General features: G+C 68.7%; 7 protein-coding genes. 4 read left to right on the forward strand and 3 right to left on the reverse strand.

Going from position 1 to position 12,797, the window contains the following annotated elements; all coding sequences use genetic code 11:
* Positions 1–56 precede the first annotated feature (56 nt).
* Positions 57–1,205 (reverse strand): efflux RND transporter periplasmic adaptor subunit, encoded by a 1,149-nt coding sequence (locus tag PO78_RS08485; protein WP_043743181.1) that lies wholly within the window; start codon positions 1,203–1,205, stop codon positions 57–59.
* A 54-nt stretch (positions 1,206–1,259) separates the two neighbouring features.
* Positions 1,260–3,002, reverse strand: a complete 1,743-nt coding sequence (locus tag PO78_RS08490; protein WP_004325397.1) for a glutamine--tRNA ligase/YqeY domain fusion protein — start codon at positions 3,000–3,002, stop codon at positions 1,260–1,262.
* A 226-nt stretch (positions 3,003–3,228) separates the two neighbouring features.
* On the opposite strand from PO78_RS08490, the gene crcB reads away from it, so the two are divergent.
* Positions 3,229–3,612 carry a fluoride efflux transporter CrcB gene (gene crcB, locus PO78_RS08495; protein ID WP_012585966.1) on the forward strand — a complete coding sequence of 128 codons (384 nt, stop codon included), beginning with the start codon at positions 3,229–3,231 and terminating at the stop codon, positions 3,610–3,612.
* A 134-nt stretch (positions 3,613–3,746) separates the two neighbouring features.
* Positions 3,747–4,415, forward strand: coding sequence for an OmpA family protein (locus PO78_RS08500; protein ID WP_004325393.1), 669 nt, complete (start codon positions 3,747–3,749; stop codon positions 4,413–4,415).
* A gap of 226 nt (positions 4,416–4,641) precedes the next feature.
* Here PO78_RS08500 and PO78_RS08505 read toward each other — a convergent pair whose 3' ends face one another.
* The gene (locus PO78_RS08505; RefSeq protein WP_043743183.1) at positions 4,642–7,956 is read right to left on the reverse strand and encodes a DEAD/DEAH box helicase; all 3,315 of its coding nucleotides are present in this window, start codon (positions 7,954–7,956) and stop codon (positions 4,642–4,644) included.
* Between the two features lie 315 nt (positions 7,957–8,271).
* On the opposite strand from PO78_RS08505, the gene PO78_RS08510 reads away from it, so the two are divergent.
* Both PO78_RS08510 and PO78_RS08515 read left to right on the forward strand, forming a co-directional pair.
* Positions 8,272–10,422: a hydantoinase/oxoprolinase family protein gene (locus tag PO78_RS08510; protein WP_043743185.1), complete on the forward strand. Its 2,151-nt coding sequence runs from the start codon at positions 8,272–8,274 to the stop codon at positions 10,420–10,422.
* Between the two features lie 27 nt (positions 10,423–10,449).
* Entirely contained in the window at positions 10,450–12,774 is a 2,325-nt protein-coding gene (locus tag PO78_RS08515; protein ID WP_043743187.1) for a hydantoinase B/oxoprolinase family protein, read from the forward strand.
* Positions 12,775–12,797 lie beyond the last annotated feature (23 nt).

The following is a 12,797-nucleotide window of genomic DNA, read 5'->3' on the forward strand; positions in this document are numbered from 1 at the left end:
GTGGGAGCGACGCAAGTCGCGATCCGGGAGCCGGGGCGCCCACTTCGATCCAGCGCCTACCGCGCCTCTTCCGGCCGCAGCGCCACCTTCGCCCCCGCCATCACCCCCTCCCGCTCGAGCGACGTCACAATCCTCTCCCCCGCAGCCAGTCCCGACACCACCTCGGTGAACTCCCAGTTCGCCACGCCCGTCCGCAGCGTGCGTTCGACCAGCGTGTCGCCCTCGACCACCAGCACCTTGCCGCCCTCCCGCAAGGCCCCGGTCGGGACGCGCAGCACCTCCGCACGTGTCGCGAGCACGATCTCCACGTCCGTGCTGTAGCCCACCAGCATCCCGTGCGCCTCGGCCGGGTCCGCGAAATCCACATCCACCGCCACCGTGCGCGCCTGCTTCTCCACCGCGGTGATATACGGCGCGACACGGCGCACGCGGCCTTCGAAGACCTTGCCGGGGATGGCCTCGAGCGTGATGCGCACCGGCAGCCCGGGCCGGATCTTCGGTGCGTCGATTTCGTCCATCGGCGCCTTCACGTACAGGCAGGAGTCGTCGATCAGGTCGATCGCCGGCGGCATCGGCACGCCGGGCGGGGAGGGCGTCGCGTATTCGCCCAGCTCGCCGCTGATCTTGGCCACGGTGCCGGCGAAGGGCGCAACCAACACCAGGCGCTGGCGCTCGGTTTCGGTCGCGACGAGCTGGGCCTGGGCGGTGGCGATGTCGGCCTGCGCGGTGTCGCAGGCGGCGCGGCGGGCACGCGCCTCGGTGCGGGCCCTCTCCTCGGCGCTGGCGGACACGAAGCCGCGCTTCACCAGCTGCGCCTGGCGCGCGGCCTCGCGCTCGGCGTTGGCCGCCACGGCGCACGCCTCCTGCACGCGCTGGCGGGCGGTGGCGAGCTGGGCGCGCACGACCGCCGCGCGCGCGTCGAGGTCACCATGCCACAGCCGCATCAGCACCTGTCCGGCCTCGACGCGGTCGCCTTCCTCCACGCCCAGCCACTCGATCCGCCCGCCCGCGATCGTCGCCATCTTCGCGCGCTGGCAGGCCTCGACCTCGCCGGCGCGGGTGTTGGTCAGCGTGGCCTCGACCGTACCGCGGGCCACCTCGTGCACCGCCACCTCGATCGGCTGCGGGCGGGTCATCCACCAGATCCCCGCGCCCACCAGCGCCGCGACGAGTGCGAGAACGAAGAGGCGGCGGAGGGTCTTCATGAGTGGAGTGCCGGAGCGGTCAAGGTCTGGTCGCCGCGCGCGAAGGATGCGATCTCACTTCCCGCCCTTGGCCCACGAATCCTTCAGCGTCACCGTGCGGTTGAACACCGGCGCGCCGGGCTTCGAGTCCACGCGGTCGGCGACGAAGTAGCCGTGGCGCTCGAACTGGAAGCGGTCTTCGGGCCGGGCGTCCTTCAGTGCCGGCTCCAGGTAGGCGGTGATGACGCGCTTGCTGTCGGGGTTGATGTCGTCGAGGAAGTCGCGCTCGAAGTCGGGCGCGTCGCCTTCGCGGCGCTGGCCGGGATGGGGGTGGGCGAAGAGGCGGTCGTAGATGCGCACCTCGGTTTCAAAACCGTGCGCCACCGACACCCAGTGCAGGTTGCCCTTGACCTTGTAGTCGTCGGCGCCCGGCGTGCCGGACTTCGAGTCGGGCATGTACTCGGCGAGCACCGCGGTGACCTTGCCGTCGGCGTCCTTCTCGCAGCCGGTGCACTTGACGACGAAGCCGTAGCGCAGGCGCACCATGTTGCCCGGATAGAGGCGGTGGAAGCCCTTGACGGGCTCTTCCATGAAGTCCTCGCGCTCGATCCACAGCTCGCGCGAGAAGGGCATGTCGCGCTTGCCGAGCTCGGGCTCGAGCGGGTGGTTGGGTGCCTGGCACAGCTCGGAGGCGCCTTCGGCGTAGTTGGTAAGGACGAGCTTCAGCGGGTCGAGCACCGCCACGCGGCGCTGGGCGGCCTCGTTGAGATCGTCGCGCATGCACTCTTCCAGCACGCTCATGTCGATCCACGACTCGGCCTTGGACACGCCGATGCGCTCGGCGAAGCGGCGGAAGCCGGCGGCGGTGAAGCCGCGGCGGCGGGCGCCGACCAGCGTGGGCAGGCGCGGGTCGTCCCAGCCGTCGACATGGCCTTCGTTCACCAGCTGGATCAGCTTGCGCTTGGACAGCACCACGTAGGTCAGGTTGAGGCGGGCGAACTCGATCTGCTGCGGCAGCGGGCGCGGGAAGTGGCCTTCGGTGGCGAGCGCGTCGAGCAGCCAGTCGTAGAACGGGCGCTGGTCCTCGAACTCGAGCGTGCATACCGAGTGGGTGATGTTCTCGATCGCGTCCTCGATCGGATGCGCGAAGGTGTACATCGGGTACAGGTGCCAAGCGTCGCCGGTGCGATGGTGGGTGGCGTGGCGGATGCGGTAGATCGCCGGGTCGCGCAGGTTGATGTTGGGGCTCGCCATGTCGACCTTGGCGCGCAGGATGTGCGTGCCCTCGGCGAATTCGCCGGCGCGCATGCGCGCGAAGAGCTCGAGGTTCTCGTCGACGCTGCGCTCGCGGTACGGGCTGTTCTTGCCCGCCTCGGTCAGGGTGCCGCGGTTGACGCGCATCTCCTCGGCCGACTGCGAATCGACATAGGCCTTGCCGGCCTTGATCAGGCTGATGGCGCAGGCGTACATCTTGTCGAAGTAGTCCGACGCAAAGTACAGGTGCTCGCCCCACTCGAAGCCGAGCCATTGCACCGCCTCGAGGATGGCGTCGACATATTCCTGCTCTTCCTTCTCGGGGTTGGTGTCGTCGAAGCGCATGTGGCAGACGCCGCCGTAGGACTCGGCCAGGCCGAAGTTCAGGCAGATCGACTTGGCGTGGCCGTAGTGCAGGTAGCCGTTGGGCTCGGGCGGGAAGCGTGTCTCGACGCGGCCGCCCCATTTGCCGTTGCGGTTGTCCTCGTCGATGATGCTGCGGATGAAGTTGGAGACGACGGGCGCTTCGGCGGCGGGTGCGGCGGGTTTCTTTTCGGGTTTCATCGGGAAGGCAGGGGTCGGAAAGTTCGGCGGGATGGTGGGGGTTCGTGTGCAGCTGGGGCCGGACCCCGAGGCGGGCGGCGCAATGGACCGATTGTAGCCGATCGGGCGTGCGGGCTCGCCGGAGCGGGCCGGTCACGGGGTGCGGCGTTCGGGGCGCGATGCCCGCGGAGGGGTAGAATCGTGCGGCCGGTGGGCGGCAGCAGGGAGGCGGGATGGAGCACGGGCGATGAATCTGGCGGCATTCGCAGCGGTTGGGGCGGGGGCGGCGTGCGGTGCGTGGCTGCGCTGGGGATTGGGGCTGTGGCTCAACCCGGTGTTCGCGCTCGTCCCGCTCGGCACCCTGATGGCGAACCTGCTGGGCGGTTTCCTCATGGGCGTAGTGCTCGCGGCGGTGCAGGCCTGGCCGACGATGTCGCCGGCGCTCAAGCTCCTGCTCACCACCGGCCTGCTCGGCGGGCTGACGACCTTTTCCACCTTTTCCGCCGAGTCCTTCCACCTGTTGCAGCGCGGCGCGATCGGCTGGCTGGGTGCCCACCTGGTCGTGCATGTGGCTGGATCCGTGCTGATGACCTGGGCGGGATACGTGCTTTTCAATGCCCTGCGTGCGTGACCTGCGCCGCAAGGCGGGCGGCCGCGTCATTTTCTGTTTCACTCCGATGGGCTAGAGTGGATGAGCGTTACATCGATAATTCACGCCGTTCTGCATCCCCAGTGGCACCCCCTCAACGCAACGGAGCCCATCCAATGAAAAAAATCATCGTCACCCTTTCCGCGGTCGCGCTCGCCGTGAGCGGTCTTTCCGGCTGCGCGAACATGAACGAGACCCAGCGCGACACGGGCATGGGAGCCGCCATCGGCGCCGTGGCCGGCGGCCTCATCGGTGCCGCCACCGCGGGCGGCAACAAGGGCAAGAGCGCCGCAACCGGTGCTGCGATCGGCGCTGCACTCGGGGCGGGCGGCGGCTACCTGTGGTCGCAGAACATGCAGAAGCAGCGCGCCGAGATGGAGCAGGCGACCGCGGGCACCGGCATCGGCATCAGCCAGACGACCGACAACCAGCTCAAGGTCGACATTCCCGCGGACGTTTCCTTCGACGTGGGCCGCCACGCGATCAAGCCCAACATGCGTCCGGTGCTCGACCGTCTGGCCAGCACGCTGAACCAGCATCCGGTGACCACGGTGACCATCATCGGCCATACCGACAGCACCGGCTCGGATGCGGTGAACGATCCGCTATCGATCAACCGCGCCGCCGCCACCCGCGATTATCTGGTGCAGCGTGGCGTGTCCGCGCAGCGCATCGCGGTCGATGGGCGCGGCTCGCGCCAGCCGGTCGCCGACAACTCGACGGCCTCCGGCCGTGCGATGAACCGCCGCGTGGAGATCTTCATCGCGGAGCCGGCACAGCGCTGACCCCGGACGGGTCGGGTGAGCGCTTGCGGCGGGATTTCGCGCCGCGCCATCTCGACCGCTTCGATCGCGACTCGCGTCGCTCCCACGGGGCTCCTGGAGCCCCGTGCTCATTGCGGGGGCGGCGCAAGTGGCGACTTGTGCGTTCGATCGCTTCGGCGCGGAGGCGCGCCGAGACCGAGGCTTGCGCCGCTCCTGCAGGACACCTTTGCCCGGCTTCCGCTCCCGCTCAGCGCGCGTCCGCGGGGAGCGGCGCGAGGAGGGCGGCGATGTCGGCCTCGCCGAACTTGGCGAGCGCGTCCGCGTCCTCCGACAGCACGCTCTCGGCGAGGGCGGCCTTGCGCTCCTGCAGGGCGAGGATCTTCTCTTCGATGCTGCCCGCGCACACCAGCTTGAACACGAACACCGGCTTGTCCTGGCCGATGCGGTGGGCGCGGTCGGTGGCCTGGTTCTCGGCCGCGGGGTTCCACCACGGGTCGTAGTGGATCACGGTGTCGGCGGCGGTGAGGTTGAGGCCCACGCCGCCCGCCTTTAGGCTGATCAGGAATACCGGCACGCGCCCCTTCTGGAAGTCTTCCACCGGCACCCGGCGATCGCGGGTGTCGCCGGTCAGCGCGACCCAGCCGATCTTCGCCTTGTCGAGTTCGCCAGCGATCAGGCCGAGCATGGTGGTGAACTGCGAGAACACCAGGATGCGCCGGCCCTCGTCGATCAGCTCGGGGAGCATGTCCATGAGCAGGTGGAGCTTGGCGCGCTCCTTCACCCGCAAGGCGGCGGGCGACTTCAGCAGGCGCGGATCGCAGCACACCTGGCGCAGCTTGAGCAGCGCATCCAGGATCACGATCTGGCTGCGCGCGAAGCCCTTGCCGGCGATCTCGGCGCGCACCTTCTCGTCCATCGCCGCGCGCACCGTCTCGTAGAGGTCGCGCTGGCCGCCCTCCAGGCCGACGCTGCGCACGATGATGGTCTTGGGCGGCAGCTCGGTGGCGACGTCTTCCTTGCGCCGGCGCAGGATGAAGGGGCGCAGGCGGGCCGCGAGCAGGTCGCGGCGCACCGTGTCGCCGTGCTTCTCGATCGGCGTGCGCCAGGTCGCGGTGAAGTCCTTGTGGCTGCCGAGGAAGCCCGGCAGCAGGAAGTCGAACTGCGCCCACAGCTCGCCGAGGTGGTTCTCCAGTGGCGTCCCGGTGAGGCCCAAGCGGTGGCGGGCCTTCAGCTGGCGGATCACCTGCGCGCCCTTGCTGGCGGCGTTCTTCACCGTCTGCGCCTCGTCGAGGATCAGCAGGCTCCATTCGCGCGCCTGCAGCAGCTCGGCGTCGCGCCACAGCAGGGGGTAGGTGGTGAGGGCGATGTCGACCTTCCCGGCGCCGGCGTCGCCGGCCTCCAGCTCCTCGAAGCGCGCGTGGCGGTCGGCGCCGTGCAGGTTGAGTACCTTCAGGTCCGGGGCGAAGCGCTCGGCCTCGGCCTGCCAGTTGAACACCAGCGAGGTCGGCAGCACCACCAGCGCGGGGAGGTCGAGCCGGCCGGCCTGCTTCTCGGCGAGCAGGTGGGCGAGCGTCTGCGCGGTCTTGCCCAGACCCATGTCGTCGGCCAGGATGCCGGCGAGGTCGTGGCGTACGAGATGCTGCAGCCAGGCCAGGCCCTCGAGCTGGTAGGGGCGCAGCTCGGCGCGGAAGCCCGCCGGTGCGGCGACGGCGCGGATGCCCTCGGCGTCGCGCAGGCGCGCGGCGATCGCGGCGACCTGCTCGCGTCCGCGGCCGGGCAGGTCGAGGTCGGCCAGGCGGGTGGCGTCGAGCTTCGACAGCCGCCAGTCGTGGTCGGGGCGGTCGAAGAGGTCGACCAGCGCGCGCACCAGCGGCTTGATGCGCGCCGCGCCGATGCGCAGGCGGCCGAGGGTCTCGTCCTCCAGGATCACCGCCTCGTGGTCGTCGATGTCGTCCAGGCGGCCGGACAGCCAGCGCGGATCGTGCGCGAACAGGCCGGCGAGCAGCGGCGCCAGCGGCAGCGCCTTGCCCTCGATCTCGACGCCTGGCGACAGGCCCAGCCAGCCGTCCTCATGCTCGTCGATGTCGAGCATGAGGTGGTCGATGTCGATCGCGTGGTGGCGGAAGTCGCTCGGGAAGGCCACCTCCCAGCCCTCCGCGCGCAGCGCCGGCACGGTCTCCGCCATGAAGTCGGGCCAGGCCGCCTCGCTCGCCAGCCCGAGCGCATCGGTCGGGAGGCTGCCGAAGCTCGTCTGCACCGCGCCGGGCGGGATGCGCGCGAAGCCGGCCGCGGCGAGGCGCTGTGCGGCGGCGCGCTCGGCCTCCTGGTCCCGCGTCAGGCGCGCGCTGCGTCCGTCGGGCAGGGGGTGGAAGAGGCGGGCGTCGCCGGCCTCGATGGTGACCGTGCCGTAGCGGAAGGCGAGCAGGGCGAAGTCGAACTGGTAGGTGCCGTGGGGTGCGTACTGGCGAAAGCGCGCGTGGTAGGCGGGGCGCGTTTCCAGGCGCAGCACCGGCACCGGCGAGCCGCCGAGCTCGATCGGTGGCTCGCCGCGCAGCGTGGGCGCGGGGAGGGCGGGGGCCACCTCGGCCAGGGTCTCGGCGACCAGCTCGGATTCGGCCTGGGTGAGCGGCGGCAGCCAGAGCAGGCGCTGCACCAGCTCTGCGGGCACCTGCAGCGTGAGCGGGCCACCCTCGGCCCGGGCGGTGTCGATGTACCAGGGTGGCAGCAGCGGCAGCACGCGGTCGGCGGCCGGTTCCACCCGCAGCGCCGGGGCGCGCAGGCCGTCGGGGGTGATCGTCCAGTCGGGGGTGCCGGCGCGCGCCTCGCCCAGGCCCAGCACCGGGCCGGCGAGACTGCCGAAATGCGCGCGGCCGCTGGCGAGCAGCCGGCTCATCAGTTCGTCGCTGTGGCGCCCCTCGAGCGGCAGGCCGTCGCTCGCGTCGATGTGGCCGCGCGGGCGGTGCGCCCACAGCAGGCGCAGCAGGTCGAGGTCGGTGTCGTCGACGAAGGCGGGCGGCGCCTGCAGCGCGCGCTCGATGTTGCTCCAGCGCTCGTGCTGGCGGATCTCGCCGTGCTGGTCGAGGCGCACCTTGTGGCAGCTGACGCTGAAGTCGCCGCCGTACAGGCTGGGCTCGACGACATAGCGCAGCGCGTAGCTGACCGAAGCCGGCTTGCGCTTGCGCGCGCCGCCCTTCGCCAGGCTGTCCGCGGCCTCGCGAAAACCCTTCACCCAGGCCAGCACCTGCTCGCGCGGGCGGTCGGGGCGGCGGCGCTGGTGCAGCCACACCAGCATCATCGCCGCCACGTGCTTGCAGCCGTAGCCCATCGGGCAGGTGCATGAGCTGGTCAGGATCGAGGCGCCGTCTTCAAGGCCGAACGCATCTTCCACCTCGGCCTCGACGGTGTAGGGCGTGCGCTGGCGACCCTTGACCAGGGCCGAGACCGTGTCGCCCTCGACGGACAGCGCGCTGACCCGGCTCACGTAGCCCAGGCCCTTGGCCACGGTCTCCACGCCGAGCGCGGCGATCAGGTCGTCCTGGGTGAAGTGGTCGAGCGGGGTCATGGGCGGATCGGCGCGCGGACAAAACCTAAAAGTCTACACGTTCCTGCGCACGCAAGGTGCAGGCGGGAAATTCCATGGCTTCTCTGAGGAGCGTTATCGAACGTTCGGAAATCGAACGCCCATATCGATTCCGGTCGGCATGACGCCGCACTCCATTGTGCTGCGATGCGGCAAGTTGCGGCCTTGTGTGCTCGAAGAACCTGGGTTGGGTGCGTGTTGCACTGCATGGTTCTCAATGTGGCATGGCGGTTGCAAAGGGAGCTTCGGTGCCCGTTGCACCAGACGTTCATCCAACCAGAAGGAACGGAGACAACCATGCAAGTACAGACCGCAGCACGCGTACAGGTGATGGGCATCGATGCCGGCGGCACGATGACCGACACCTTCTTCGTGCGCGACGACGGCCGCTTCGTCGTCGGCAAGGCGCAGAGCAATCCGGCGGACGAATCGCTCGCCATCTTCAACTCCTCGCAGGACGCGCTCGCCCACTGGGGGCGCGACGTCGACGAGGTCTACCCTGAGCTGGCGACCTGCGTCTATTCCGGCACCGCGATGCTCAACCGCATCCTGAGCCGCAAGGGCCTCGACGTCGGCCTGATCTGCAACCGCGGCTTCGAGCAGATCCACTCCATGGGCCGCGCGCTGCAGAGCTACCTGGGCTACGCGCTGGAGGACCGCATCCACCTCAACACCCACCGCTACGACGAGCCGCTGGTGCCGGTGTCGCGCACCCGCGGCGTCACCGAGCGCACCGACGTGCAGGGCAAGGTCGTCATCCCGCTGCGCGAGGACGAGGTGCGCACGGCCACCCGCGAGCTGGTGGAGGCCGGCTCCCAGGCCATCGTGATCTGCCTGCTGCAGTCCCACAAGAACGAGGCCAGCGAGCAGCGCGCCCGCGACGTGGTCCGCGAGGAGCTCGACCAGCTCGGGGTGGATATCCCGATCTTCGCGTCGGTGGATTACTACCCCTCGCGCAAGGAAAGCCACCGGATGAACACCACCATCCTCGAGGCCTACGGCGCCGAGCCGTCCCGCGAGACCCTGAAGAAGGTCAGCGACCGCTTCAAGAAGCACGGCGCCAAGTTCGACCTGCGGGTGATGGCCACCCACGGCGGCACCATCAGCTGGAAGGCCAAGGAGCTCGCCCGCACCATCGTCTCCGGCCCGATCGGCGGCGTGATCGGCTCCAAGCTGCTGGGCGAGGCCCTGGGCGACGAGAACATCGCCTGCTCCGACATCGGCGGCACCAGCTTCGACGTGGCGCTCATCACCAAGGGCAACTTCGCGATCAAGTCCGACCCGGACATGGCCCGCCTGGTACTGTCGCTGCCGCTGGTGGCGATGGACTCGGTGGGCGCCGGCGCCGGCAGTTTCGTGCGCCTCGATCCGTACAGCAAGTCGATCAAGCTCGGCCCCGACTCGGCCGGCTACCGCGTGGGCACCTGCTGGCCGGAGAGCGGGCTGGACACCGTCACGGTGTCCGACTGCCACGTGGTGCTCGGCTACCTCAACCCGGACAACTTCCTGGGCGGCGCCATCAAGCTCGACGTGGAGCGCGCCCGCCAGCACATCAAGGCCCAGATCGCCGACCCGCTGCACCTGTCGGTGGAAGATGCCGCCGCCGGCGTGATCGAACTGCTCGACCTGACCCTCTCCGAATACCTGCGCGCCAACATCAGCGCCAAGGGCTACAACCCCGCCGAGTTCACCTGTTTCTCCTACGGCGGCGCCGGCCCGGTGCACACCTACGGCTACACCGAGGGCGTCGGCTTCAAGGACGTGGTGGTGCCGGCCTGGGCGGCGGGCTTCTCGGCCTTCGGCTGCGCCTGCGCCGATTTCGAGTACCGCTACGACAAGTCGGTGGACCTGGGCGTCGCCCAGCACGCGCCGGACGAAGCCAAGGCCGCAGCCTGCGCGACCCTGCAGGATGCGTGGTCGGAGTTGGCGGTAAAGGTGATCGACGAGTTCGTGCTCAACGGCTACAAGCCCGAGGACGTGATCCTGATCCCCGGCTACAAGATGCAGTACATGGGCCAGCTCAACGACCTGGAGATCGTCTCGCCGGTGGGCACCGCCGCCACCGCCGCCGACTGGAACCAGATCGTCGATGCCTTCGAGACCACCTACGGCCGGGTCTACGCGAGCTCCGCCCGCTCGCCCGAGCTGGGCTTCTCGATCACCGGCGCGATCCTGCGCGGCATGGTCGTCACCCAGAAGCCGGTGCTGCCGGAAGACCCGGACGCCGGCCCCACCCCGCCGAAGGAAGCCTACCTGGGCACCCGCCCCTTCTACCGCCACAAGCAGTGGGTCGATGCGGCGCTCTGGAAGATGGAAGGCCTGAAGGCCGGCAACCACATCGTCGGCCCCGCGATCATCGAATCCGACGCCACCACCTTCGTCGTCCCGGACGGCTTCGAGACCACGGTGGACAAGCACCGCCTGTTCCACCTGAAAGAAGTTCGCTAAGCCGACCCCGCACAAGGAGACATCACCATGAACATGATGAACAACAAGGAACTCGGCTTTGCCGACCTGCTGAAAAACGGCCAGACGCTGAAGCAATTCCGCGACGGCATCATCGAGCGCACCCAGGCCAGCGGCCACTACAACGGGCTCGAGAAGCTCGCCTTCCGCGACAGCGACCCGATCGGCTACGAGAAGCTCTTCTCCAAGCTGCGCGGCGGCCTGGTGCATGCCCGCGAGACGGCCAAGAAGATCGCCGCCAGCCCCATCGTCGAGCAGGAAGGCGAGCTGTGCTTCACGCTCTACAACGCGGTCGGCGACTGCGTGCTCACCTCCACCGGCATCATCATCCACGTGGGCACGATGGGCGCGGCGATCAAGTACATGATCGAGAACAACTGGGAAGCCAACCCCGGCATCAACCCGGGTGACATGTTCACCAACAACGACTGCTCGATCGGCAACGTGCATCCGTGCGACATCGCCACCATCGTGCCGATCTTCTGGGAAGGCCGGCTGATCGGCTGGGTCGGCGGCGTGACCCACGTGATCGACACCGGCGCGGTGACGCCGGGCTCCATGTCCACCGGCCAGACCCAGCGCTTCGGCGACGGCTACATGATCACCTGCCGCAAGACCGGCATCAACGACGAGCCGCTGCGCGACTGGCTGCACGAATCCCAACGCTCGGTGCGCACGCCCAAGTACTGGATCCTCGACGAAAAGACCCGAATCGCCGGCTGCCACATGATCCGCGACCTCGTGGAGGAAGTGATCCGCGCCGACGGCATCGAGGCCTACGAGAAGTTCGCCTACGAAGTCATCGAGGAAGGCCGTCGCGGCCTGATGAACCGCATCAAGGCGATGACGCTGCCGGGCAAGTACCGCAAGGTGTCGTTCGTCGATGTGCCGTACAAGCACGAAGACGTGCAAGTGTCTTCCGCCTTCGCCAAGCTCGACTCGATCATGCACTCGCCGTGCGAAATGACGATCAAGCCGGACGGCAAGTGGCGCCTCGACTTCGAAGGCGCGAGCCGCTGGGGCTGGCATACCTTCAACGCGCACCAGGTGGCCTTCACGTCGGGCATCTGGGTGATGATGTGCCAGACCCTGGTGCCGACCCAGCGCATCAACGACGGTGCCTACTACGCGACCGAGTTCCGCCTGCCCAAGGGCACGTGGTGCAACCCGGACGACCGTCGCACCGGTCACGCCTACGCGTGGCACTTCCTCGTGTCCGGGTGGGCGGCGCTGTGGCGCGGTCTCTCGCAGTCCTACTTCAGCCGCGGCTATCTGGAGGAGGTGAACGCCGGCAACGCCAACACCTCGAACTGGCTGCAGGGTGGCGGCATCAACCAGGACGGCGAGATCCACGCGGTGAACAGCTTCGAAGCCTCGAGCTGCGGCACCGGAGCGTGCGCGGTGAAGGACGGCCTGAACCACGCCGCGGCGATCTGGAACCCGGAAGGCGACATGGGCGACATTGAGATCTGGGAGATGGCCGAGCCGCTCCTGTATCTGGGCCGCAACGTCAAGGCCAACTCCGGGGGCTACGGCAAGTACCGCGGTGGCTGCGGCTTCGAGACGCTGCGCATGGTGTGGAACGCCCAGGACTGGACGATGTTCTTCATGGGCAACGGCTTCATGAACAGCGACTGGGGAATGATGGGTGGCTATCCGTCGGCGACCGGCTATCGCTTCGAGGCGCACAAGACGGGTCTGGAGCAACGCATTGCGATCGGCGACTCGCTGCCGCTGGGCGGTGACCTCGATCCGACGCGTCCGGACTACGAGCGCCACATCGACGCGACGGCCGTGGTCAAGCGCGACAAGCAGTGCATGACCACCGAGGACTGCTACGACAACCACGACCTGTACCTGAACTACCTGCGCGGCGGCCCGGGCTTCGGGGATCCGATCGATCGCGAGCCGAAGGCGATCGAGAACGACCTGAACCAGAAGTTCCTGCTGCCGGAGTACGCGCAGAAGGTCTATGGCGCGGTGTTCACGCAGGACGCGAAGGGCGTGTTCGCGGTGGATGTCGCGAAGACCGCCGCACGCCGTGCCGAGATGCGCAAGGAGCGGCTCGCCCGCGCGCTGCCGACGCGCGAGTGGATGAAGGAGGAGCGCGAACGCATCATCAACAAGCACGCGGCGGTGCAGGTGCAGCACATGTTCGCGACGAGCTTCGCGTTGTCGGAGAAGTTCACGAAGGAGTTCAAGGCCTTCTGGAGCCTGCCGGCCGACTGGCAGCTGCTGGAGACCGAACTCAACGTCCCGACCTACGGCTCCAAGCACCGCATGGACCTGTCGCTGCTGCCCGACGTCACGACCGTCGTCCAGGTCGAAGAGTAATCACCGAATCGAGGAGTTGGAAA

Origin of the sequence: Thauera sp. SWB20, from assembly GCF_000831325.1 — a bacterium.
In the GTDB taxonomy this organism is placed as follows: domain Bacteria; phylum Pseudomonadota; class Gammaproteobacteria; order Burkholderiales; family Rhodocyclaceae; genus Thauera; species Thauera aminoaromatica.

What these genes read in the sequence shown, in the direction of transcription:
- PO78_RS08485 (WP_043743181.1), bottom strand. Translation starts at nt 1,205, where the DNA reads ATGAAGACCCTCCGCCGCCTCTTCGTTCTCGCACTCGTCGCGGCGCTG.
- PO78_RS08490 (WP_004325397.1), bottom strand. Translation starts at nt 3,002, where the DNA reads ATGAAACCCGAAAAGAAACCCGCCGCACCCGCCGCCGAAGCGCCCGTC.
- crcB (WP_012585966.1), top strand. Translation starts at nt 3,229, where the DNA reads ATGAATCTGGCGGCATTCGCAGCGGTTGGGGCGGGGGCGGCGTGCGGT.
- PO78_RS08500 (WP_004325393.1), top strand. Translation starts at nt 3,747, where the DNA reads ATGAAAAAAATCATCGTCACCCTTTCCGCGGTCGCGCTCGCCGTGAGC.
- PO78_RS08505 (WP_043743183.1), bottom strand. Translation starts at nt 7,956, where the DNA reads ATGACCCCGCTCGACCACTTCACCCAGGACGACCTGATCGCCGCGCTC.
- PO78_RS08510 (WP_043743185.1), top strand. Translation starts at nt 8,272, where the DNA reads ATGCAAGTACAGACCGCAGCACGCGTACAGGTGATGGGCATCGATGCC.
- PO78_RS08515 (WP_043743187.1), top strand. Translation starts at nt 10,450, where the DNA reads ATGAACATGATGAACAACAAGGAACTCGGCTTTGCCGACCTGCTGAAA.